The organism is Janthinobacterium sp. SUN120, from assembly GCF_030397735.1.
Lineage (GTDB): Bacteria > Pseudomonadota > Gammaproteobacteria > Burkholderiales > Burkholderiaceae_D > Janthinobacterium > Janthinobacterium kumbetense.
In genome coordinates, this window is sequence record NZ_JAPUBW010000002.1 from 1131868 (window position 1) to 1155824 (window position 23957).

Below are 23957 nucleotides of genomic sequence, written 5' to 3' on the forward strand. Positions count from 1 at the left end.
GGTCAGGTATGCAAGGCCGACGGCAAGCCAATCAGGCGGCCGTAACTGCAGCTAAAAATATTCTTCAGGCAATACGCCATATAGCCAAAGCAGCACACCTCTCCAGCCACCCAACACAGCGCGATGTCGCGGGCACTGGTCGGACGCAAAACAAGAATGGCCAACACGATGAAAACCGAACGCACGATATTGGCATAGGCGACACTCTGATGACGCCCTTGTGCCATCAGCATCGGAGGCAAGATACGATTGTGCAGCCAAAAAAAACTGGCGCCGATGAAGCAAAGTGCCGAAGCACCCGCAGGGGCGAAACTGGCGCCAAAAACCAGAGAAATCATAGGTGGTAGCGCCAACCATCCGAGAGGAAGAGCCAGCATGCCCAACAGACTGCAACCGAGCGCCAGCTTTTCATATTCGGCCTGCGCAGCGGCGCCATTGCCCTTCTTCGACCAATGGTTGTATAACACCGGTGCGACCATATTCAAGGCAGTCACCATGGCATTCAAAAACAGTAGCGACATACCGAAATAGCCAGCCTCAATATGGCTGCCTGCGGCCCGGGCCAACATCCAGAAGGTCAGTGCAGGCACGATGGTAGTGGTAATGGCTGGAATAAAGGACCAAGCCCCCTCTTTCATCAGGATACGGCAGTCGGCCCCCAGCGCACCGCCCTCACGCAAGCCGAAACCTGCCGTTCGCCCCACTTCGGCGCTGGCGAGCAAGGCAGCGCAGACGAAACTCCACATAAGCAATTGGGGCAAGATTGTGAAGTCGTTACCGATGCCAAGGAAAAATATCAACGGCAGGCAAATCAAGCCTGGGCTTGCTGTAATCAGATTAAACAGCAGCGGGCTGGAGTTGCTCAGAGCGACCGCGCGGAACAATCCATGCAGCACCATCGCCAGCGCGCAGGCAAACATCAGCCATACGTCGCGCAGACTTAATGCCGTCACTTGGGCCAAATATGCGCCGCCAAACGTTCCCACCAGCACCAGGAGCACAGCCAGAGCAAGGCCATAACGCGCGATCAGGCCGGCTGCGCGGCGCGGACTGATCCGCCCTGCGTTGATGTGAAAGGTCAGCGCCTGGGAAAAACCAAACAGGCCTAGCACGGAGATCAAGTCGATCCACGAACGGTAAGTACTGAAATAACCTTGCCCCTCGGGCCCAAAGCGACGTGAAATCACTACAGAGACAAGGAAAGTCGCAACCACACCGAAGCCTTGAATCAAGAGCGCGAGCCCCAGTTGCCGCTGTAACTTCATGCGCCCTCTTTATGCCAACGCAGAGATGATCTGTTCCTGCTCCTGTGCAGTCAAATCTGGCCCCATCGGCAGACTCATCACGCGCTGTGCAGCGCGCTCGGCATGCGGATAGGCCCCCTTGTCGCCGAAGCCGGCATAGGCTGGCTGCAAATGCATGGGCACTGGATAATGTACCGCCGTCGGAATTCCAGCTGCCTTCAAGCGTTCCTGAACAGCGTCGCGCGACTCGACCAACACGGTAAACTGGCCGTACACGCTGCTGCGATCGGCACGCTGGCTGACCGTTTCGACTTTGTTTTTCAGCAATTCATTGTAGCGCTGACCAATTTCCAGCCGCTGCGCCACTTCCCATTCAAAACGCTCGAACTTGGCAAGCAGCACCGCACATTGCAGCGTGTCCATACGGCCGCCAACACCAATACGCGTGTGCACATAGCGTTTCGACTGACCATGCACCCGAATTTCACGCATGGCTTGGGCAAGCTCATCGTCACTAGTGAAAATAGCGCCGCCGTCGCCATAACAGCCCAAAGGCTTACTCGGGAAAAAGCTCGTGCAGCCTATCGTCGACAGGTTGCAGCTCTTGCGTCCCTTGTAGGTTGCGCCGAAGCTTTGCGCCGCGTCTTCGATGACCACCAGATCATGACGCGCCGCGATGGCATTGATCTCATCCATGTCAGCCGGTTGGCCATACAAGGAAACTGGCATGATGGCGCGCGTGCGTGGCGTGATTGCAGCTTCGATCAGAGCCGCGTTGATATTGCAAGTGTCAGGTTCGATATCGACAAATACAGGCTTGGCCCCCAACAGCACGATCACTTCAGCCGTGGCGATGAAAGAAAATGGTGTGGTGATGATTTCATCACCCGGTTTGACGCCAATGGCCATCAGCGCAATCAATAGCGCTTCGGTACCAGAAGCCACAGTGATACAGTGTTTCGCTCCTGTATATTCCTGCAACTTGCCTTCCAACTCCTTGACTTCCGGCCCCATAATATATTGGCCATGATCGAGAACTGCCTGGATGCGTGCGTTAACCTTGTCACGCAGGGCTACGTATTGCGCCTTGAGATCGATGAATTCCATGTTGGCTTTTATGTTAGTTAGTTGATTAAGGCGCAAATGCCATCTTGCAATGTATAACGCTCACCGGTGTGCTCGCAAACGGTTTCGCCGTCACCGGCGATAGGTAGCGCCAACCGTTCGCCGAAACGGCTCATCCAGCCGACCTGACGCGCCGGCACGCCCACCATCAGGGCGAAGTCCGGCACGTCACGATTGATTACGGCGCCGGCGCCGACAAAAGCGTAGGCACCCACTGTACTGCCACAAACAATGGTGCAATTGGCGCCCAGCGTGGCGCCGCGCTTGACCAGCGTCTTGCGGTATTCATCCTTGCGGGTTACCGCAGAGCGCGGGTTGTAGACATTCGTAAATACCATGCTGGGGCCACAAAACACATCGTCCTCGATGGTCACGGCATCGTACACGGAGACATTGTTCTGTATCTTGACGTTATTACCAATGACAACGTCATTGCCGACAAAAACGTTTTGCCCCAAAGAACAGCCTGCGCCGATGCGTGCGCCACCGCAAACATGAACGAAATGCCAGACGCGGGTAGCGTCACCAAGCGTCGCACCAGTGTCCACGATTGCACTGGAATGTACTGTGGCCGCCATCTTAATACTCCAAGGGCAGTGCGACACGCTTGCCATCACGCGCTGAAAGGTAGGTAGCGATCAGCACTTCCATCGATTTCAAGCCTTCACGGCCGTCCGTCTCAGGTTCGGCTTCGCCACGCAAGACCTTGATGACATTGTCGTAATACAACGGATGGCCAAAACCATACACCGACGTGGTTTGATAACTGGCTTCCTTGACCTTCTCGTCATCCGGGTGCGGCTCGGAAAACTCCCAATGCTGCACTTCGTTGACGGCAACGCCGCCGATACGTACTGTGCCTTTTTCGCCCAGGATGGTGATGCTGCCTTCCAGATTGCGGGGGTAGGTCAGCATGGTCACGTTCATCGAACCGAGCGCACCATTACGCCAGCGCAAACTGATGACGCCGGTATCCTCGACCTCGATGTCACGCTCCAGCGTGGCGGTGTAGGCATGCAGACTCTCGACGGGGCCGATGACCCAGTCGATCAGGTCGACATAGTGGCTGGCCTGATTCATGAAGGCGCCACCGTCGTATTCCCAGGTACCACGCCATTTCGCGCTGTCATAGTATTCCTGAGGGCGGGTCCAAAAAACGTTCAGGTTCACCATGTAAATACGGCCAAAACGTTTTTCCTCGACGGCCTTCTTAAGCAACTGCAAGGTCGCATTGCGGCGATTTTGTTTCACAACAAACAAGCGCACGTTGGCGGCATCACAGGCTTCGACCATACGCTTGGCATCATCCCAGCGGGTTGCCATCGGCTTTTCGGTGATAACGCTGTAGCCAGCCTCGGCAATCTGGATCGCCTGCTCCGGATGCATGCCAGACGGTGTCGTCAGAATAAACGCGTCAGCCTGGCAATGCGCGAGCATCTCGGTCAGACTGGTATAAGGCGTGGCGCCCGTACTAGCGGCAGCTTCAGCCAGCGCTTGCGGACTAATGTCACACACGCCGACGAGTTCGCATCGGTCAGCATGCTGCTGGATCGCCCCGAAATGATTTTTGGCAATGCGTCCGCAGCCGACCAGGGCAAAGCGGATCTTGCGGTCAGTGACCGGAGGTGGAAAATGGCGCATTCAATAATCTTTCGGAATTAGGCTTTGACAACATTGGATGCCGGCGTCAGGTAGACACCACGCGTATCGACGATCAATTTCGCGTGCTCCTGAATCAAGGCATAATCAAAGGCACGGTGATCGGTGGCCAGCAGCACCACATCATAGGACGCGATTGTGGCGGCGGTCAGTGCAACACTGGACAAGTCAAAATGGTGTTCGCGCATCTTCGGGAAGACCGGCACGTGCGGATCCGAGTAAGCGATATCGGCGCCCTTGTCGCGCAGGATCTCCATCAATTCCACCGATGGCGACTCGCGCATATCGTCCACGTTCTTCTTGTAAGCAATACCCAGGACCAGCACCTTGCTGCCCTTGATCGAACGCGAGCGATCATTGAGGGCATCGGCCAGCTTGCTGATGACCCAATGCGGCATGTCGCTGTTAATCTCGCCCGCCAGTTCAATGAAGCGGGTATGCAGACCATATTGACGTGCTTTCCACGTCAGGTAGAACGGGTCGATCGGGATGCAGTGACCACCCAGGCCGGGGCCGGGATAATAGGCCGTAAAGCCGAAGGGTTTGGTGGCTGCGGCACGAATGACTTCATGAATGTCGATATCCATCTTGTCGGCAATGATTTTCATTTCATTGACCAAACCGATATTGACGGCACGGTGTATATTTTCCAGCAACTTAGTCAACTCGGCCGCGCGCGTCGAGCTGACCGGCACGACGGTATCGATGGCTGGGCTGTAAAGTGCAATGCCAGCCTGCTGGCAGGCTTCGGTAGTGCCGCCGCAAATTTTCGGAATAGTACGGGTTTCAAAATGTTGGTTGCCCGGATCTTCGCGCTCGGGCGAGAACACCAGAAACACCTCTTCACCGACCGTGAAACCGCCTGCCTCGATACGCGGCTTGAGCTCCTCATCGGTGGTTCCAGGGTAGGTGGTGCTTTCCAGTGAAACGATCTGACCTGCACGCATATGCGGCACCAGCGCTTCTGTTGTATTCAGGACATAGCTCAGGTCTGGCTCACGGTAATCGTTCAGCGGAGTGGGCACGCAGATAATCAACGCATCAGCCTCAGTGGCGCGCGAAAAATCAGTGGTAGCCTCGAAACCCTTGGCACGCGCCTCACTGATGGATTCGGCGGAGATATGCTCGATGTAACTGATCCCTTGATTCAGCTTATCAACCTTGACCATATCGATATCGATACCCAGCACTTTGAAACCGACATCGGCATAACGCAGCATCAAAGGCAGACCAACATAGCCCAAACCCACAATGCCGATAACCGCATTGCCATTTTCGAATTTCGAAATAAGTTGATTTAGAAACTTCTTGTTTTTGCTATCGTTCATTTTTAGGTTTAAATTCTTAGATAATTACAACAATTACACCACCCGAAAAAACGAAACGGACACGTGCCGCACGTTAGGACATCAAGAAAGAAAGATGATATAAAGAAAGAGGAGAGCCAGATTGTAAAAGGGTGATCCAGTATAACGACTCCGAGCCTATCTGGATAGACCTCGAGGCGGAAAAGGGCGGCAACACAGGGGCGCGCCATGGACTAATGTGACGCTTTTACTACTGTAAGCAGGAAAATTCAGGCTCCATTTGGTCACATAAAGTTACACTTTTTTATGGTAACACAAGCATTTCTGCATCCGCGCACGCCTGATGCTCATTGCAGAACCGCCCCCGGCACGCTATCATCACAGCTCGAAAATATCTGCCGCGCGCAGCTCCCCCTACAGATGTATCAGGCCTATAGATTCACGGCACCACAAAGATCGAGGCCACAGAGCAGTTGCACCATCGCCATGCGCGCACGGACTCGATACCCCAATCCGCCAGTCGGCAAATGAGTCTCCATTCATTATATATATGAAAGCACATGAAATTGTTCGGGTCGATTACCTGCAAATTGACTACCCGGCGACTCATCAGTGAGTAAAATGAAAATATTTCTTGATTTATCCAGATTCCAAAAACAAATTATCGCCATAACGGCAGATTTTTTCTTGTTACCTTTAACTTTTTGTTTGGCAATTATCCTCAGGTATGACGTCATCAATACTGACGTTTACCGCAGTTACTTATGGCTCATAATTGCAGCCCCCCTGGTTTCAATCCCTATTTTCATCCGTCTCGGCTTGTATCGGGCCGTGATACGTTTCATTGACCAAAAGATCGTCTACGTCGTCATTCTTGGCGTCACCTTGTCGGTTGCCAGCCTGGTGGCGCTGGCCGCGTTCGTCACTCACATGGCGGGACTTTCGCGCGGCGTCTTCGGTATTTACTGGATTAGCGCAATTACTTACGTCGTGGCCAGTCGCTTTCTGACCCGCGGCTTTCTATTGCACGTAAAAGGCCCTAAACAGGCCGTACGCGTAGCCATTTATGGCGCCGGCAAGGCCGGATCCCAACTGGCAAGTGTTCTGCGTGGCGGCCGTGAGTACCTTCCGGTTGCCATTATCGACGACAAAACCGAACTGCAAGGCGCCTCGATTGCCGGCATCCGGGTTTATCCGCCCTCGAGTCTGCCCAAATTGATCGGAAAACTGAACATCAGCGAAGTCCTGCTGGCCATGCCATCGATACCGAAGAGCCAGCAGAAACACATTCTCGACAAAATCGAACCCCTCAAGGTCAAGATCAAGGTGACACCACCTGTTGCCAGCCTCGTCAACGGTGAGCTTCGCCTGCAGGACGTACGCGACATTGAGATAGAGGACTTGCTGGGACGTGATCAGGTGGCTCCGGACACAGATCTGGTCGCCACTTGCATCACCGGAAAATCGGTATTGGTGACTGGTGCGGGCGGATCGATCGGTTCCGAACTGTGCCGTCAGATCATCCGCCTGCGCCCCTCCAGACTCATACTTCTGGAAATGTCCGAATTCGCACTGTACTCAATCAAGCAGGAATTGAAGGGACTCAAGCACGCGCAAGGGCTGGAACTCGAGTTGGTGCCCTTTCTTGGCTCCGTACTGGATACGGAAAAGTGCGCGATGATCTTGCGCACTTTCCAGGTCGAAACCGTATATCACGCGGCAGCCTATAAACATGTGCCATTGGTCGAGCACAATCCGATTGAAGGCGTGCGCAACAATGTCTTTGGCACCTTAAGTATCGCACGCGCGGCAATGGACGCAGGCGTCAAATGCTTCGTCCTGATTTCAACAGACAAGGCCGTACGTCCGACGAATGTGATGGGCTCGACAAAACGCCTGGCGGAACTGATTTTGCAGGCATTTGCACAGGAACGCGGCAAGACGCGTTTTTGCATGGTGCGCTTTGGCAACGTACTAGGATCATCCGGCTCGGTTGTGCCGCTCTTCCGCAAACAGATCATGGCAGGTGGCCCCATTACCCTGACGCATCCCGAGATCACACGCTATTTCATGACCATTCCTGAAGCGGCGCAATTAGTGCTGCAAGCTGGCGCCATGGGAGAAGGCGGTGACGTCTTCGTGCTTGACATGGGTGAACCCGTCAAGATCGTGGATCTGGCCGAACGCATGGTGCATCTGAGCGGGCTGGAAGTAAAGAGCAAGTCGGCCCCGGACGGCATCGAAATCGTCCATGTCGGCCTGCGGCCCGGTGAGAAGCTATACGAAGAACTACTCATCGGCGACAATGTCGAAGGCACCGAGCACCCGCTGATCATGCGCGCTCAGGAATCTGAAATTCCGCACGCCGAATTACAGCTACTGCTGCGCGAACTCGACGATGCCTGTACGCGTTTCGCCTATGAAGATGTGCGCATGGCACTACTGAAGGCGGTGAAGGAATATTCGCCACAATGCGGTATTGAAGATTTGATCTGGTCCGAAAAAAACAAAACGCAGGCGTCGCACTGATTGGAACGCAGCCCGGGAGAAATACCACGCCGGCTGCCTGGCAAAAGGCCTGATTGGCTCCTTCGGGCATATTATTCATCCACACACAATTTGAGAAACCATATGGAAACGCAGGAAAAGTTCACTCAACGCACTACCAAACAGGATGGCTCGCTGATTTCACCAACAGAGCTTCTGAGTACGCTGTGGCACGCGCGTCGCATGATTATTGGCATGACCGTGGCCTGCATCGCACTGGGTGTGAGCAGCACAGTGTATTGGGCCAAGTACAAGAGTGAAGGGTTCCTGCAATTTGGCGGCCCCATCCCCTTGCAGCCAGAAAAAACGGCAAAGACAAAAGACGTCAAGGAAGCCGCCTTCGGCATTCAGCTCAGCGACTACAAGCGCTATTCGGCAGCATTTGGCAGTAGCGGCCGTTTCGATGACTTTGTACATGCCGCCAAACTCGACAATACTCCAGGCATCGCTAGTCTGCGCAAGAACATCACCAGCGAAAAAAACTTAAATGCCATCATCGAGCCCATTTTCCCGTTTACCAAACTCGATGCCAAGGATTTGATGGAGCAGCCGAAGGAAAACAGCAATAATGTGATCGGTTTGCGCATCAACTACGATGCCAGCACCCCTGAAGAGGCGCAACGTATCGTCGCCCTGCTAGGCCGTTATACCATGGACACGATTGTTTACCTGATTTATACGGACTCGCTACGCTTCAAGCATCTAGAAATTACAGCAAAAATCACCAAACTTGACAATGACATCATTGGCAGCAAGCAGAAACTGGCGGAATACGGCAGGCGCATCAAGGACCTCAAACAAATCGTCGCGCGCTACCCCAAGGCCGACGTGCAAAACACATCGCAAGTCGTCACCGTGACGGATGAAAACTCGCGCTACCTGTCGCCAGTGACGCAACTGATGAGTGCCGAGGTCGAAGCCAGTGCGGCAGAAGAAGCCATTTATCAGGCTAAACGGGAACAGCAACAATATCTTTTGTTGCGTGATTACTACGATAGTGCAAAAGCAACACTCGATGCCAACAAATCAGGCGAAGCAGTGCTACGTGCACTGGAAGGCAGCAAGGAGCGCGCCTTCAAATCCAAAGATTTGAATGACGAACTGGTCAAGGAGGTGTACAACAAAATCACCGTCGAGAATCAGAACTCGCTCAATCTGTATCTGGAAAAAAGCCGCTTCATCGCCGGCCCGAGTTTGCCCGAAAACCGTACGACCCGATTGTCAACATCCCTAGTAATAAGTGCCTTGCTCGGTCTCTTCCTCGGCTGCCTAATTGCACTGGGGCGGCAATGGTGGATAGCGAACCGCGAGCAGTTAGCTGACTAAGAATGTGATGCCGGCAGCATGGTATTCATCTGTCGCAAGATTACCCAGTCCGGCCTGCCGGACTGGCAAACAGGCCCCCTCTAGCGCTGCTTGATTAAAAGCCGGTGCCCCCCCCTATTTTTCCCGCCGTTCAGCACCATTCAGTGCGTGCCAAAATGCAAAACGCGCCATCGCATTGGCATGAAAATGCCTGATGCGATGGCGCGCTAGTCGATACCATTACAAGGAAAATCATGACGTAGCCACGTCTTCAACATATCGTGGCGTCGGAACGTTTTTTGGCAACTGCATGGCACGCCATGCAAACGCTGCTTGCTGGCAGTTCTTATTATTGTTTCAACAAGCCACCTAGCAACGCGGCCACCTTCTGCTTCGGCTTGGTCGCGGCAGGCGCCATGCTGGCGGCAGCCGGGGCTGCTGCCTTGGCGGGCTCATATGGCTTCAGGAACCAGGGATCGGCCTTTTCGCGGCGGGCGCCGGGACCAAAGGCGGGACGCGCACCGCGCTCGACGGAGCGGCTGTCGCGACTCTCGCCCGCATGGCGGCTCTCGGGTGCGCGCGCAGGACGCGCCTCGCCGCCTTCGCTGCGGCGCGGCGGACGGCGCTCGCTGTCGCTGCTGCGGGCAGGAGCCGGATTGAAGCCCGTCAATTCACCGCGCTTGATGCTTTGCTTGATGAGTTTCTCGATATCGGCCAGCAAGCGCTCGTCTTTATCCGAGTAGATCGAAATGGCGTCGCCCGAGGCGCCGGCGCGGCCCGTGCGGCCGATACGGTGCACATAGTCTTCCGCGTTGTACGGCAAGTCGAAGTTGATGACGCAAGGCAAGTCGGAAATATCCAGGCCGCGCGCCGCCACGTCGGTGGCCACCAGCACGTCGATCTCGCCCTTCTTGAACGCTTCCAGCGCCGCCATGCGTTCCTGCTGGCTCTTGTCGCCATGAATCGCCGTGGCGCTCATGCCTTCCTGCTCCAGCACGCGGGCCAGGCGCGAGGCGCCGATCTTGGTATTCGAGAATACGATGACCTGCTTCAGGTCGCGCTGGCGCAGCAGATGGGCGACCAGGGCATGCTTCTGGTCTTCCGTCACCTTGTAAACCACTTGCGTGACCTTGTCGGCCGTCTGGTTGCTGCGCGCCACTTCGATCGTCAGCGGATCGTTGAGGAACGTGGCAGCCAGCTTCTTGATTTCTGGCGAGAACGTGGCCGAGAACATCAGGTTCTGGCGCTGCTTCGGCAGCAAGTTGATGATGCGTTGCAAGTCCGGCAAGAAACCCATGTCCAGCATGCGGTCGGCTTCATCCATGACCAGCATCTGCACCTGGCTCAGGCTGATGTTCTTTTGCTCGATATGGTCGAGCAAGCGGCCCGGCGTGGCGATGACGATTTCCACGCCACCACGCAGGATGACGGTTTGCGGCTTCATGTCCATGCCGCCGAAGACGACGGTCGAACGCAGCGGCGTATGCTTGGCGTAAGCCTTGACGTTTTCGGCCACCTGCACCGCCAGCTCGCGCGTTGGCGTGAGGATCAGCGCGCGCACCGGGTGGCGCGCCGGCGACATGCTGCTGCTGGCATGCGCCATCAGCAACTGGATGATCGGCAAAGAGAAACCCGCTGTCTTGCCGGTACCCGTCTGCGCGGCACCCATCACATCGCGGCCTTGCAGCACCACGGGGATCGCTTGTTCCTGGATCGGTGTCGGATGGGTGTAACCCTGGTCGGTCAGTGCGCGCTGGATTTCAGGCGCGAGGCCAAAGTCGGCAAAAGTCAGACTGGGAGCAGCGGATGCGGCAGGTGCTGGTGCAGGCGCAGCGGCAACGGGCGCCGCTTCAGGGGCAATCGCCGGGCTGGGCGTAGGAGTCGATTCGGTTTCAGACATAAATTTTCTGGTGTGCCTCCGCACTGCGGAAGCCATGCTTTCTCAATAAACAACATTTCGGGGCACAGGCAGCTCCGTCTTGCAAGCCATGGATCATTGTTCTTGCGGCACCTCCGTGCTCCGGGACATGCTGTAGGGCGTATGCGGGAGCGTCGAAGAGATGTGCTGCGATGGCGGCGGAGATCGCGCCGGCGGAACATCGCGCGCAGAAGATACAATATCAGTGCTGTAAACGATACCCTAATTCACCGCAACTGTACACGGAAACCGTGATTTTTGAGCAAAAAGCGTTCCAGCAAAGGCCCGCCGGGATGCCGTATGATGGCAACTTCAATGCCAGCTCCGATGCCCCCTGCCCTCACCATGCCCACCCCGCCTCTGCCCCACGATCCGCCACCGCAAGCGCCCAGCAAACCGGGCAATGACGAGTGCTGCCACAGCGGCTGCACCTTTTGCATTCTAGAAATGTACCAGGAAGACCTGGCCGCCTACGAAGAGGCCCTGAGGGCGTGGCAACAGCGCCAGCAAGCCGTAGCAGCCCCCGCCACCCAGGGCGTCAGGAAAGCGCGCAAGCGCGCTTAATTTATTACTTAATTAAAAGCTTTCCCACTCATCCACTGGCGCGGCACGTCGCGCCGTGCTGGCCAGTTGACGCGGCGCCGCTGCCGGCTCCACGGCTGCCGGCGCCTTGACGGCGGCGGGCGGGCGCGGCCCGGTTGCAAAGGTGCTGGCCGCGTCGAGCTTGAAGATGCTGACCACGGCGCTCAGGCTGGCGGCCTGCTCCTGCATCGATTCGGCCGCTGCCGCCGCCTCTTCCACCAGGGCCGCATTTTGCTGCGTCACCTGGTCCATCTGGGCGATGGCCTGGTTCACCTGCTCGATACCGGCGCTCTGCTCGCTGCTGGCGGCCGTGATCTCGCTCATGATGTCCGTCACGCGGGTGATGCTGGCAACGATGTCATCCATCGTGCGGCCCGCCTGGTCCACCAGTTTCGATCCCGCCTCGACTTTCTCGACCGAATCGCCGATGAGGACCTTGATATCCTTGGCCGCGGCGGCCGAGCGTTGCGCCAGGTTGCGCACTTCCGTGGCGACGACGGCAAAGCCGCGCCCCTGTTCGCCCGCGCGCGCCGCCTCGACGGCCGCATTCAGGGCCAGGATATTGGTTTGGAAAGCAATGCCGTCGATGACGGCGATGATGTCGACGATCTTGCGCGATGAAGCATTGATCGACGCCATCGTGCCCACCACTTCGCCGACCACCTTGCCGCCCTCGATGGCGATGCTCGACGAGGTCAGCGCCATGGTGTTGGCCTGGCGCGCATTGTCCGCATTCTGCTTCACGGTCGACGTCAGCTCTTCCATCGACGAGGCTGTTTCTTCCAGCGAACTGGCCTGCTCTTCCGTACGCGACGACAAATCCTGGTTGCCGGCGGCAATCTGGCTCGACGCCGTGGCGATGGTATCGGTGCCGCTGCGCACCTGGCCCACCAGCGTCTGCAGGCTGGCATTCATGTCTTTCAGGGCCTGCATCAATTGCCCCGTTTCGTCTTGCGATTGCACAACGATGTGCGCCGTCAAATCGCCGGCCGCCACCTGGCGCGCCACGCCGACGGCCGCGATCAGCGGACGCGCCACGCTGCGCGCCACCCACAGCGCCAGCAGCATGCCGATGACGACGATGCCCACCACCAAGCCGATCAGGCTGGCGCGCGAGGCCGCATAGGTTGCGTCGGCGCTGGCGCTCGAGCGCACGCCGCCATCCGTATTGATCGACACCAGTTTATCGAGGACCGTCATCATGTCCGTCATGACCTGGGCAGACGGCCCCACGGCCAGCGCGCGCGCCTCTTCCTTTTTCATCTCGCGCGACAGGCTCAGCATGGTTGCGTGCAGGCGCATGAATTCATCGTTGAGCGCCAGGAAGCGCTCGAACACTTCCTTCTCGCCCGGCTCCGAGATCAGGCTGCGGTACTTGTCGCCGTCCACCTTCAGCTTGGCCTGGGTTTCCGTCATGCGCGTTTCATTCTGCGCCATGTCGGCATCCTGTGCGGCCAGCATGTGCGCCAGTTCCCAGCGGCGGAAATCGCTGACGTCGCTGCGCATGGACATGGCCGCCAGCACGCTGGGCATCCAATTATCAGACAGATCCGTCGACGCGGTATTGATGCGCGCCATGGAAAAGATCGCCGACACGCCCAGCGCGGCCGTCAACAGCAGCACGGCGCCAAACGACAAGATCAGCTTGGTGGCAATTTTCAAATCAAAAAACCATTTCATGCGTTGCTTTCCTTCATAAACGGGTAAACGGGACAAGACCGCGGGACAAGGCAGCCGCGCGCTGGCAAAGGCACGGCGCGCGCAGTGAGGGCAGGCTGCGGGAAAGGGAGCAGTGGTGGAGAGCAAGTGCAGCACTCATACCGGCACAAACCAAATTTCCGCAGTGCAACATTTTATCACCGTCGCACCAGACGCAGAGTGGTTTGATCGCGGCATGCGGCCAAAGTTCGCGGATAGCGCGGCGTATTTTTGCCCAAGTGCTGCTGTTTCCACAGGGAAAAATGCAGGAACAGGCGTAGGAGTCGGATGACACGAGGCAATGTTCCTAGCCTACATAAGCGCGTCGGCTCATCCGATGCCCGTGCGCAGCCCCCGGTTCTATAGTGGATACAAGATTCAGCACAACGCTAGCAAGCCAGAAAAGCAGCGCCATCCAACAAAATCAGAAGACGAGGCCCTACCATGTACAAAGCTTATAGCAACCTGACACCAGCAACGAATACCCATGCAGCCGTCCAGCACAACTGGCAAGCCGCTCCCGCCACGCCCATGATCAGCATCACGGGCGCGCAACAGAACGAATTGCTGCGCGCCTTGTCGCGTGCCGATCTGGAGCGCCTGTTTTGCCAACTGGAATTGGTCGCTTTGCCTGCCGGCAAGCACCTGTTCGACTGTGGCGGCAAGATTGAATACACGTACTTCCCCACCAACGCCATCGTTTCCCTGCTGTATGTGATGGAAGACGGCGCCACCACCGAGATCGCCGTCATCGGCCGCGAAGGCGTGGCCGGCGTGGTGCTGTACGAAGCCGAGCGCGCCACCTGCACGGCCATCGTGCAAACGGCCGGCTACGGTTACCGCCTGAAAACAGCCTTCCTGCGTGAAGTGTTCAATGAAGGCGGCGCGCTGGCGCAATTGCTGATGCGCTATACCAGCGCCATGTTTGCGCAAATGGCACAGAACGTGGTGGGCGGCCGTCATTGCAGCATCGAGCAAAAGCTGTGCCGCTGGCTGCTCGACCGCCTCGACCGTTCGCTGTCGAACGAGCTGAAGGTGACGCAAGACACCATGGCCAACATGCTGGGCGTGCGCCGCGAAAGCGTCACCGTCACGGCCCGCAAGCTGCAGGACGAAGGTTTGATCCAGTATCGCCGCGGCACGGTCGAAGTGCTCGACCGCGAAGGCCTGGAAGCGGCCGCCGGCAATTGCTACAAGGCAGCCCGCGCCGGTTTCGAACAATTCCGCAGCGGCATCAGCGCACACAACTAGGCTGAGGAAGTAAACAAATGCAGGGGGTTGCGGCAGGAAAGCAACACCTCGCACCGCCAGACTTGCCTTACAGCATTCCAGACTCTATCATCCTTGAAAAATTACCAATTAGAAACTTTAGTTTCAAATTGGAACATTTATCGCTTGGTTTGACTAACAACTGGAGTCCGTAAGCATGAAACAGCAACACTTGATCGCCGCCCTGCTAGCCGGCATGTTCTGCGCAAGCCAAGCCCAGGCAGAAATGGCCATCGCGGCCGACCTGGGCACGACTGGCGTCGGCGCGCACCTGAGCGTGCCACTGCAATCGAATCTGAATGCCCGTTTTGGCGTCGGCTTCCTGAACTACTCCTACGACTCCAGCACCGATGATGTCGACTACAAGCTGAAACTCAAGCTGCGCACCGTCGACGCCCTGCTCGACTACTTCCCCATGGACGGCGTCTTCCGCGTCAGCGCCGGCGTCGTGTACAACGGCAATAAAATCGATGCCAAAGGCAAGCCGAACAAAAACGGCAGCTACACACTGAACGGCAACACCTATACGGCAGCCAGCGCAGGCCAGCTGGACGGCACCATCGATTTCCGCAAGGTCGCGCCCTACATCGGCATCGGCTGGGGTAATCCGGTAAAGGAAGCGGGCTGGGGCATTTCCAGCGACATCGGTGTCTTGTTCCAGGGTTCGCCGAAAACCTCGCTGCGCAATACCGGCTGCGACCCATTGGTATGCGCCGCCCTGAAAACGGACGTTGCTGCTGAAAACGAAAAACTGGCCGACAAGGTCAAGGATTTCAAGGCTTACCCAGTGCTACGCATCAGCGCCAGCTACCGCTTCTAGGCACGCCGCCAGACACGAAGCCGTCAGGCAAAATACAAGGCACGCTACGGCGTGCCTTTTTCATGTCCTGGGCACCGGACAAGTGCCGCAGGCCAGCTAATCAGCCGCAACAGTGGCAGCCGGCCACCAGAGCGGCCTGACATCGTCAAACGCGTGATAGTCGGGCGCAAAGGCCGCCCGGGCAGGATCGTCAAAACTGCCCACCAGCAAGGCCACCGTCGGCGCATCGTCGATGGCGCCGATGGAACTGCCGCAGGCGGCGCAAAAGGCCCGGCTGGAATACTCGGAAGAACGGTATGTTGCCGGTGCACCGGCCGCCCCCGTCCAGTGCACTTGATCGCGCGCAAACTCCACCCATGCCACCGTCGGCGCGCCCGTATGCTGCTGGCAATTGCGGCAGGAACAGCTGTGCGGATTGCTGCCCTCGCCTGTCACTTCAAAGCGTACCGCGCCACACAGACAGCCGCCTGTTTGCACCACATTCTCCATCGCGTCTCCTCGTTTGCACCGTTGCGTGCCCTGCCTGCAGATACGTACCCGGTACAATATTGCCATAAACCCACCCTGGCGCAGCCCAAAGTGCGTGCCGCCGGCACTATGAAAGAATAAATGGAAGACATCAATTGCGAAGGCTTGCCGCACATCCGCGTATTGGCAGGCGAAAACACCAGCGGTCCCGTGTATGAAACCCTGCCGGCGCGCCAGATCGACGAGCACGTCTACGAACTGCTGGCCTCGCCCGGCCTGACCCTGAACCTGGCGCGCGGCGACATCGTCAACATCGCCGACCCGCTCGCCCCCGCCGAAGTACTGAAGCGCGGCGGCAACTTCTGCATCCATATCTACGACGCCGACGACGTGTCGCAAGAGGCAGTGGACCAGCTCGAACGCGACGTGCAAAGCCAGCTGGGCGGCACCCTGGATGGCCAGCACAAGGGCAACCTCACCTTCAGCGTGCCAGGACATCACGGCATCTACAACGTCAACGGTCCCTTTGACGCCTTCCGCGAAGCGACGGGCGTGGAATGGTACTTCGCCAATATCTACGTCAACCTTGATGACGACGATGATGAAACCTTGCTCAACTGGTGGGTGGATAGCTAATCGCCACTCAAGAATCGGACTGCGGCCCGTCCTCGCCACCCGCCAGCACCCCATTCGGCCGGCACCAGACGAACTTGCCGGTCACTGGCTGGTACAGCAAGGGACTTTCATCGGAAATGGCCAGCATGCAAGGCCAGCATGCGGCAAGCGCGGCGGGTGTCAGCGCATAGGCGCGCTCCCGGCTGGCCATGAACAGGACGGGGGCCGCCCCGGCAGCGTGAAAGTGGGAAGCGAGAAAGGCGGCCACGCGTCCCGATTGCGCCGGGTGCTCGCTGGAAACGGCATCAAACTCGGCCAGCCAGTCCGGCCCCGATACCGTTGGCTGCAGGCGGTGTCCCTCGCGCAACTGCATCGGGTGCGTTTCAGCGGGCTGGGCCGACACATGGCGCGTCCACAACTGCGCCGCGGCGTGGGGCGTCAGCGCTTGCACTTGTGCCCGCATCTGTGCGGGGATGGAGAAATCGGCATCGAAGAACGGCCAGTCCGCGTCAGGCTGCAGCGGCCGGCCAGCGTCGTCGTCCAAGACTCCTAGGATTGACATATCTCAAGGTAGCGGCCCAGCACCTTGTCCATGCCCTGCTCGATGCACTCGACCACCAGCGCATGGCCGATCGACACTTCCAGGATACCGGGAATGTCCAGGAAACGCGCCAGGTTGTGCAAATCCAGGTCATGCCCGGCATTCACGCCCAGACCCAGCGCCTGCGCCCGCCGCGCCGCCTGCAGATAGGTATCGAATACGGCATCGCCATGCTCGCTGCCATGGCTTTCGGCAAACCGCTCCGTGTACAGCTCGACCCGCGCCGCGCCCACTTCGCGCGCCCATTCCAGCGCCAGGTAGTCCGCATCGACAAACAGGCTGACGCGGATGCCCAGGTCATTCAATTCCGCAATGACGGGACGCAATAGTGTTGCGGACTGTTCGATGTCCCAGCCGTGATCGGACGTCAATTGCCCCGGCATGTCCGGCACCAGGGTGCATTGGGCCGGGCGCGCACTTTTCACGATTTGCAGAAATTCCGCCGTCGGATACCCCTCCACATTCAGCTCGCGCCCCCGTTCCGTGCACAGGCGCTGCAACGGGGCCACATCGTCGTAGCGGGCATGGCGCTGGTCAGGGCGCGGATGCAAGGTGATGCCGGCGGCGCCCAGGTCGAGAAAGCGCGCGGAAAATGCGAGCAGATCCGGGAAGTTGCGGCCGCGCGAATTGCGCAGCAAGGCGATTTTATTGACGTTGACGGAGAGCTGGGTCATGTGCAGGTATGGAGTGAAGGTAACAAGTGTGGCAGCGATTGTAGCGGATCGCCCGCGCAGGGCACGACCAACCGAACTCAGCGCTACGTGCTACGATGCAAGATAGATTTCCACGCTTTCAACAACATGCCATGAAATACAAATTATTCCTGTTTGACCTGGACGATACCCTGCTCGATTTCCGTGCGTCCGAAAAACGCTCGTTCCTGCACACCATGCACGAACTGGGCTTGCGCGACGGCATCGACGGCTTGTTTTCCCAATACCAAGCGATCAACGTCGACCTGTGGAAACGTTTCGAAACGGGTGACGTGAGCAAGGATTTCCTGAAGGTGGAGCGCTTCCGCAAGACGTTTGCATTGAACGGCATCGCCATCGCCCCTGAACTGGCCAGCCGGCTGTATCTGGATTCCCTGCCGGACACGGTCGTGCTCATCGATGGCGCCAAACAAGTGTGCGAAACCCTGTCGCGCATCGGCGAAGTGGGCATCATCACCAACGGCGTCGAGTCCATCCAGAACCGCCGCATCGCCGCATCCGGCCTGGGCGACTACATTTCCTTCGTCGCCACCTCGGAAGCGTGCGGCCACGCCAAGCCGGATGTGCGTTTCTTCGAATACGCGGCCAACATGGCGCGCGCATGCAGCAAGGACACGACCATCATCATCGGCGACCGGCTCGACGCCGACATCCTGGGCGCCAACCGCTACGGCATCGACAGTTGCTGGTTCAATCCGGACAGCATGGCCAATACCTCGGCCGCCATCCCTACCTATGAAGTGGCCAGCCTGCAAGACATCGTGCCGGCGCTGGACGTGATGCAGATCAACTTGAAACAGGCTTGATCTTCAACAAAGGCTGCACCTGAAATACGCCGGCAGCGGCACGAAAACACGCCGCTGTTCGCGTACCATCATGACTCGTCCATCCTGATGCCAGCCCATGCCTTCCTATACCGTCCTGCTCGCCATCGCGGCCTTGCTCCTGCTCTTTGCCATGCTGGCCGTGCGCGGAAACGCGAAGTCCCGTGCGCCGCTGCGGCTGCACAGAAAACCCGTTATGACGGCGCGCGAGCAGCAGATGTACCACCTGCTGCAAACGGCCTTGCCGGAATGCACGGTGCTGGCGCAAGTGGCGTTTTCCGCGCTGGTGACAGCGAAAGGATGGGCGAACAGAAACCGTTTCGACCGCAAGGTGGCCGATTTTGTCCTGTGCAGCCAGCAACTGAACGTCATCGCCGTGATCGAGCTCGACGACAGCAGCCACAACGGCCGCGAACGCCAGGACAAGGAGCGCGACGCCATGCTCAGGCTGGCCGGCTATGTGACCTTGCGCTATGCCACCTTCCCCACGCAGCAGGCGCTGCGCGCCGATGTCGAGCAACTGCTGCTGAAAAAAGCCGGCGTCGTATCGGCCTGATGACACCATCCAAACATCAATCGCGCGTCAGCACTTCCAGCAATTCGATCTCGAAGACCAAATTGGAGTTTGGCGGAATCAAGCCCACCTGCCGCTCGCCATACGCCAGCGCCGCCGGCACCCACAGCTTGCGCGTGCCGCCCACCTGCATGCCCTGCAAACCCAGAATCCAGCCCTGGATCACCTTGTTATTGCTCAACACGCAGCGAAAAGGCTCACCCCGCTTGTGCGACGAGTCAAACTCCGTCCCATCTTCCAGCCAGCCCCGGTAATGCGCCGTAATCAGCGCACCACGCGCCGCCGGCTTGCCGTCACCGACCACGATATCGTCCATCTTCACTTCAGCCGTCATCTCATTTCATCCTTCATCAATCGCAATGCCGCGATTGTACGACAGCACGAAAAAAGCCCCAGCAGTTGCCCGCCGGGGCTTGATCTATTGCTGCTAAATTCTGGTGGGCCTCGCGTGAGTCGAACACGGCAACAATGGATTATGAGACACATGTTCTACCCGCCCTACACTATCAATGCTACCTACATACCGTACCACTAAATCACTGATCTAAATCACCAACCTTTTTTGGTGCCTCAGCAACTATAGGGGCACCCCTGCTAGCACTGCCTAACGCAACTCTAGAGAGCGCATCTTTCGCCAAATCATTTAGTTGATTGGCAAATCCTGGGATTGCTTTGCATGCCGACTTGATAACATCAGAAGACATTAGCTCATGCCAAGGACTACCATGACTCAACGACTCTACAAGACGCAATGGCTGCTCATCTAACCTATCCAATGCAGAAGCCAATAATCTCAGCTCTAGATCTTTATCAATTCTACTCGCTTCAGCCCTATACCCTTCATATGCTCTCGAAACTGCGGCTTTAAAAGCATAGTCTTCAGCAAGTCTAAAACGTTGCCCAATTTGTTTTGTAGATATCCATGCAAACCAGATAGGAGCGGCAACGGAAAACATAGATAGCATCATGTTCATAGCCACTGTACCGATCGACACACCTGGAATTCTCATTAAATCCAGAAGCCGCACCAAATTAAGAGAACCAAATATTCCCCCAATAATTAAAGATACTGCCAATCCAACCACCCACACCCACATTGAATTAGAAAGTTTAGTGGAGCGATCAGCAAATGCTGCCGCTAAACCCTGGCTAGTCGCAGCTGTGTAAGCACTTTGACATTTCTCGACAATCAATTTAGCCTCTTCGGCCATTTTTTCAAGTTTTTTTTCTGAAATAGCCGATGAGTCACGACTTTGATCAATATATGTCTGATTTTTTTGCACCAGTAGGGTGATGGACTCCATTTTTTCTCTGTAACCATCTAGCGCCACCAAGTCATCTGGCAACTGATCCGCAGCCTCATAAGCATTCACAATACGCGCGACCATTGTATCAAGCTCCGCGTATTGAGGCTCTAATTCAGCAATACGACCATTCATCGCTCTAATTTTCAAGCGCAATCGGCGTATTGCAATACTATCGCCTTTTTCATCATCCGTCTTAAGCGACGGCTCAAGAACCCTTTCCAACGCCTCTATCGTAGATATATATGCGTTGACTCCCACCGTGGGATTATTCCATATATTTTGAACAGTATTATTTCTAATAAATTGAAGTCGCACAATATAATCAAAAACTCTACTTTCATTTCCCAAAATTACACTAGGATCACATTCCTTAATTTTAGCGGATAGATTGCTGGCCATTTCAGACAATTCTTTCCTATCCACACTAGGAACCATACCATTTCCGTGAGCAATAGAAATTACTCCATCACCGCCAACATTAGAAACTTCCAAAGCTAAGGCATCGAGATTATTGCAAATTTCAGTCAATGTCGGATGCATTATTACCCCCATTATATATTTTATATTTTATTATCAAAAAAAACTATCTATGGAAAAATTAAACCACGAACACATTCCGCAACCTATTTTAGCGCGCCGGTGACAGGGTCAGGTCCGCCATTCAGACACAAGCTCAACTATAGCTAAATTGAACAACAATGGTAATCTGCTGCGTACTCAATTGCGAATACAAGATTGAACGGTAGGCAAAGTATGGAACGCCTCTTACGCGCTCCGTACCGCCATAAAGATGAAATTAGTGATGAAACTGGCTTGCTCTGTCCGAACCACAATACCTTGCGGTAACCGTTTCGCGCATAAAAAAAGCCCCGGCAGTCACCCGCCGGGGCTTTTTCTATTGCTGCAAATTCTGGTGGGCCTCCCGTGAGTCGAACACGGCACCAACGGATTATGAGTCCGCTGCTCTAACCAAGCATGAGCTAGAGGCCCAGGGGACTGCGGCGTGGCGGCGCCTGTTGAAACCCGCCTCGCGCGGCCGTTTTGGAAACGGACACGCGAGGATAGGGGTATCAGGGGCGCACGTCAAGCCCTATTGGCTTCTAGTTGCCTTCCAAGAAGCTTTTCAGCTTGTCGGAGCGCGATGGGTGGCGCAGCTTGCGCAGCGCTTTGGCTTCAATCTGGCGGATGCGCTCGCGCGTCACGTCAAATTGCTTGCCCACTTCTTCCAGCGTGTGGTCGGTGGACATCTCGATGCCGAAACGCATGCGCAGCACTTTCGCTTCGCGTGGCGTCAAAGAATCGAGCACGTCCTTGACCACGCCCCGCATGGAGGCGTGCAGGGCCGCGTCGGCCGGCGCCAGGGTGTTGTTGTCCTCGATGAAGTCGCCCAGGTGGGAATCGTCGTCGTCGCCGATCGGCGTTTCCATCGAGATCGGTTCCTTGGCGATTTTCATGATCTTGCGGATCTTGTCCTCGGGCATCTCCATCTTGATCGCCAGGGTGGCCGGATCGGGCTCCGCGCCCGTTTCCTGCAGGATTTGGCGGGAAATCCGGTTCATCTTGTTGATCGTCTCGATCATGTGCACGGGGATGCGGATCGTGCGCGCCTGGTCGGCGATCGAGCGCGTGATGGCCTGGCGAATCCACCAGGTCGCATACGTGGAGAACTTGTAGCCGCGGCGGTACTCGAACTTGTCGACGGCCTTCATCAGGCCGATATTGCCTTCCTGGATCAGATCGAGGAATTGCAGGCCGCGGTTCGTGTATTTCTTGGCAATCGAAATGACCAGGCGCAAGTTGGCCTCCGTCATTTCGCGCTTGGCCTTGCGCGCCTTCATTTCACCAGCCGCCATCTGGCGGTTGATATTGCGCAAGTCCGGCAGCGGCAAGACGACGCGCGCTTGCAGGTCGATCAGGCGCTGCTGCAGTTCCTTGACGGTCGGAATGTTGCGGCCCAGGATGGCGCTGTACGCATGTCCTGCGTTGACTTCGCCATCGACCCAGTCCAGGTTGGTTTCATTGCCCGGGAAGACCTTGATGAAGTGGGCGCGCGGCATGCCGCAGCGGTTCACGGCCACGTCAAGGATTTGCTTTTCGATATGGCGCACTTCGTCGACCTGGCCGCGCAGGGTGTCGCACAGCTTTTCCACCACCTTGGCCGTGAAGCGGATGCCCAGCAATTCTTGCGAAATGGCTTCCTGCGCCTTGGCGTACGGTTTCGAGTTGTAGCCTTCTTTTTCGAAGGCGCGGCGCATCTTGTCGAATTGCTGAGAAATGACGGCGAATTTTTCCAGCGCCGTGCGTTTCAGGGTTTCCAGCTGTTCCGCGGAGAAACCGGCGGCGCCCGACGCGCTCGCTTCTTCTTCCTCTTCTTCTTCCTCTTCTTCCGCTTCGCCCTCTTCCTCGTCTTCTTCGACGGGAGCGGCGACGACAGGAGCGGCGGCGACCGGTTCGTTCTCATCGACGAGGCCGTCGACGATTTCGTCGATCTTGATCTCTTCGTTGGCGATGCGGTCGGCGGCGGCGATGATTTCGGCAATCGTAACGGGACAGGCGGAAATGGCCTGGATCATGTCTTTCAAGCCATCTTCGATGCGTTTGGCGATCTCGATCTCACCTTCGCGCGTCAGCAGCTCGACCGAGCCCATTTCGCGCATGTACATGCGCACGGGGTCGGTGGTGCGGCCGAAATCGGAGTCGACGGTCGACAATGCGGCCTCGGCCGCAGCTTCCGCCTCGTCATCGCTGGTGACGACGGCAACGTTATCGGACAGCAACAGCGTTTCCGCATCGGGCGCGTGTTCGTAGACGGCGATGCCCATATCATTGAAGGTACCGATGATGCCTTCGATGGCTTCCGGATCGACTATGTTTTCAGGCAAGTGATCGTTGATTTCCGCATACGTGAGGAAACCGCGTTCCTTGCCGAACTTGATCAGGGTCTTGAGTTTCTGGCGCCGGCGCTCGAGTTCTTCCTCGCTCGCTTCCGTATCGGACGAGAAAGCGTCCTTCAGCAGCGCGCGCTCCTTCGCCTTGCGGTCCTTGGCCTTGGCCTTGTCGACGGCCTTCAGTTCGGCCCGCTCGACGGCGTTCAGGGCGGCGACTTCATCATTTTCTGGCTGGAATTCTTTTGGCTTGCGGCCGCGGCGGCCTGGCACTTTTACCGACGGCAAGACATAACCGGACGTATCGATGGCTGCCAGGGTGGCAGCGTCGGTGGTCTGGCTGACCACGGGCGCGCTGGTAACGCGCGCTTCTGGCCGGTCGAGCGCCTTTTCGGCTTTCGTGGTAACTTTAGTGGGCTTTGCAGCCGCTTTGGATTCGGGTTTCTTGATTGGCACAGGCGCTTTCGATTACACAACGACTTGCTTTACGGTGGAT

The 23957-nt window shown here is 56.9% G+C and carries 21 protein-coding genes and 1 tRNA gene; 8 read left to right on the plus strand and 14 right to left on the minus strand.

Annotated elements, in window-relative coordinates:
* Nucleotides 1-2 precede the first annotated feature (2 nt).
* Genes O0879_RS14775 through O0879_RS14795 form a run of 5 tightly spaced genes read right to left on the minus strand, consistent with a single transcriptional unit; the run spans nt 3 to nt 5356 of the window.
* Complete coding sequence (locus O0879_RS14775) at nt 3-1265, minus strand: hypothetical protein (RefSeq protein ID WP_289917093.1); 1263 nt, start codon at nt 1263-1265, stop codon at nt 3-5.
* Nucleotides 1266-1274: 9 nt separating this feature from the next.
* Nucleotides 1275-2351, minus strand: coding sequence for a DegT/DnrJ/EryC1/StrS family aminotransferase (locus O0879_RS14780; protein WP_289917095.1), 1077 nt, complete (start codon nt 2349-2351; stop codon nt 1275-1277).
* A gap of 17 nt (nt 2352-2368) precedes the next feature.
* Nucleotides 2369-2947 (minus strand): acyltransferase, encoded by a 579-nt coding sequence (locus tag O0879_RS14785; protein ID WP_289917096.1) that lies wholly within the window; start codon nt 2945-2947, stop codon nt 2369-2371.
* Between the two features lies 1 nt (nt 2948).
* Nucleotides 2949-4010 carry a Gfo/Idh/MocA family oxidoreductase gene (locus O0879_RS14790; protein ID WP_289917098.1) on the minus strand — a complete coding sequence of 354 codons (1062 nt, stop codon included), beginning with the start codon at nt 4008-4010 and terminating at the stop codon, nt 2949-2951.
* Between the two features lie 17 nt (nt 4011-4027).
* Nucleotides 4028-5356, minus strand: coding sequence for a nucleotide sugar dehydrogenase (locus O0879_RS14795; protein ID WP_289917099.1), 1329 nt, complete (start codon nt 5354-5356; stop codon nt 4028-4030).
* A 600-nt stretch (nt 5357-5956) separates the two neighbouring features.
* Between O0879_RS14795 and O0879_RS14800 the strand changes: the two genes are divergently transcribed.
* Nucleotides 5957-7864 (plus strand): nucleoside-diphosphate sugar epimerase/dehydratase, encoded by a 1908-nt coding sequence (locus O0879_RS14800; protein WP_289917101.1) that lies wholly within the window; start codon nt 5957-5959, stop codon nt 7862-7864.
* A gap of 102 nt (nt 7865-7966) precedes the next feature.
* Nucleotides 7967-9208, plus strand: coding sequence for a lipopolysaccharide biosynthesis protein (locus O0879_RS14805; RefSeq protein ID WP_289917103.1), 1242 nt, complete (start codon nt 7967-7969; stop codon nt 9206-9208).
* 328 nt (nt 9209-9536) lie between these two features.
* Here O0879_RS14805 and O0879_RS14810 read toward each other — a convergent pair whose 3' ends face one another.
* Nucleotides 9537-11087 (minus strand): DEAD/DEAH box helicase, encoded by a 1551-nt coding sequence (locus O0879_RS14810; protein ID WP_289917105.1) that lies wholly within the window; start codon nt 11085-11087, stop codon nt 9537-9539.
* A 363-nt stretch (nt 11088-11450) separates the two neighbouring features.
* Between O0879_RS14810 and O0879_RS14815 the strand changes: the two genes are divergently transcribed.
* Complete coding sequence (locus O0879_RS14815; RefSeq protein WP_289917107.1) at nt 11451-11669, plus strand: oxidoreductase-like domain-containing protein; 219 nt, start codon at nt 11451-11453, stop codon at nt 11667-11669.
* Between the two features lie 12 nt (nt 11670-11681).
* On the opposite strand, the gene O0879_RS14820 is transcribed toward O0879_RS14815, so the two are convergent.
* On the minus strand, nt 11682-13367 hold the full coding sequence (locus O0879_RS14820) for a methyl-accepting chemotaxis protein (protein ID WP_289917108.1): 1686 nt from the start codon (nt 13365-13367) through the stop codon (nt 11682-11684).
* Nucleotides 13368-13916: 549 nt separating this feature from the next.
* On the opposite strand from O0879_RS14820, the gene O0879_RS14825 reads away from it, so the two are divergent.
* Both O0879_RS14825 and O0879_RS14830 read left to right on the plus strand, forming a co-directional pair.
* The gene (locus tag O0879_RS14825) at nt 13917-14636 is read left to right on the plus strand and encodes a Crp/Fnr family transcriptional regulator (protein WP_035828139.1); all 720 of its coding nucleotides are present in this window, start codon (nt 13917-13919) and stop codon (nt 14634-14636) included.
* Between the two features lie 175 nt (nt 14637-14811).
* On the plus strand, nt 14812-15474 hold the full coding sequence (locus tag O0879_RS14830) for a hypothetical protein (protein WP_289917111.1): 663 nt from the start codon (nt 14812-14814) through the stop codon (nt 15472-15474).
* 96 nt (nt 15475-15570) lie between these two features.
* Here the strand turns inward: O0879_RS14830 and O0879_RS14835 are convergent, their stop codons facing one another.
* Nucleotides 15571-15963: a GFA family protein gene (locus tag O0879_RS14835; protein WP_289917113.1), complete on the minus strand. Its 393-nt coding sequence runs from the start codon at nt 15961-15963 to the stop codon at nt 15571-15573.
* A gap of 120 nt (nt 15964-16083) precedes the next feature.
* Here O0879_RS14835 and O0879_RS14840 point away from each other — a divergent pair, with 120 nt between their 5' ends.
* Nucleotides 16084-16578 (plus strand): DUF4265 domain-containing protein, encoded by a 495-nt coding sequence (locus O0879_RS14840; RefSeq protein WP_289917115.1) that lies wholly within the window; start codon nt 16084-16086, stop codon nt 16576-16578.
* Between the two features lie 7 nt (nt 16579-16585).
* On the opposite strand, the gene O0879_RS14845 is transcribed toward O0879_RS14840, so the two are convergent.
* Together O0879_RS14845 and O0879_RS14850 are read right to left on the minus strand one after the other, a co-directional pair.
* Entirely contained in the window at nt 16586-17101 is a 516-nt protein-coding gene (locus O0879_RS14845) for a DUF2947 family protein (protein ID WP_289917118.1), read from the minus strand.
* A 5-nt stretch (nt 17102-17106) separates the two neighbouring features.
* Entirely contained in the window at nt 17107-17832 is a 726-nt protein-coding gene (locus tag O0879_RS14850; protein ID WP_289917120.1) for a pyridoxine 5'-phosphate synthase, read from the minus strand.
* Nucleotides 17833-17963: 131 nt separating this feature from the next.
* On the opposite strand from O0879_RS14850, the gene O0879_RS14855 reads away from it, so the two are divergent.
* Nucleotides 17964-18677, plus strand: a complete 714-nt coding sequence (locus O0879_RS14855) for a YjjG family noncanonical pyrimidine nucleotidase (RefSeq protein ID WP_289917121.1) — start codon at nt 17964-17966, stop codon at nt 18675-18677.
* A gap of 97 nt (nt 18678-18774) precedes the next feature.
* Nucleotides 18775-19251, plus strand: coding sequence for a DUF2726 domain-containing protein (locus tag O0879_RS14860; RefSeq protein ID WP_289917123.1), 477 nt, complete (start codon nt 18775-18777; stop codon nt 19249-19251).
* Between the two features lie 16 nt (nt 19252-19267).
* On the opposite strand, the gene O0879_RS14865 is transcribed toward O0879_RS14860, so the two are convergent.
* The 4 genes from O0879_RS14865 to rpoD all read right to left on the minus strand — a co-directional run bounded on the left by O0879_RS14865 (nt 19268) and on the right by rpoD (nt 23917).
* Nucleotides 19268-19603 carry an FKBP-type peptidyl-prolyl cis-trans isomerase gene (locus tag O0879_RS14865; RefSeq protein WP_289917125.1) on the minus strand — a complete coding sequence of 112 codons (336 nt, stop codon included), beginning with the start codon at nt 19601-19603 and terminating at the stop codon, nt 19268-19270.
* A gap of 202 nt (nt 19604-19805) precedes the next feature.
* Nucleotides 19806-21116 (minus strand): hypothetical protein, encoded by a 1311-nt coding sequence (locus tag O0879_RS14870; RefSeq protein ID WP_289917127.1) that lies wholly within the window; start codon nt 21114-21116, stop codon nt 19806-19808.
* 371 nt (nt 21117-21487) lie between these two features.
* Nucleotides 21488-21566: transfer RNA gene (locus O0879_RS14875), tRNA-Ile, on the minus strand.
* 110 nt (nt 21567-21676) lie between these two features.
* The gene (gene rpoD / locus O0879_RS14880; RefSeq protein WP_099666644.1) at nt 21677-23917 is read right to left on the minus strand and encodes an RNA polymerase sigma factor RpoD; all 2241 of its coding nucleotides are present in this window, start codon (nt 23915-23917) and stop codon (nt 21677-21679) included.
* Nucleotides 23918-23957: the final 40 nt, after the last annotated feature.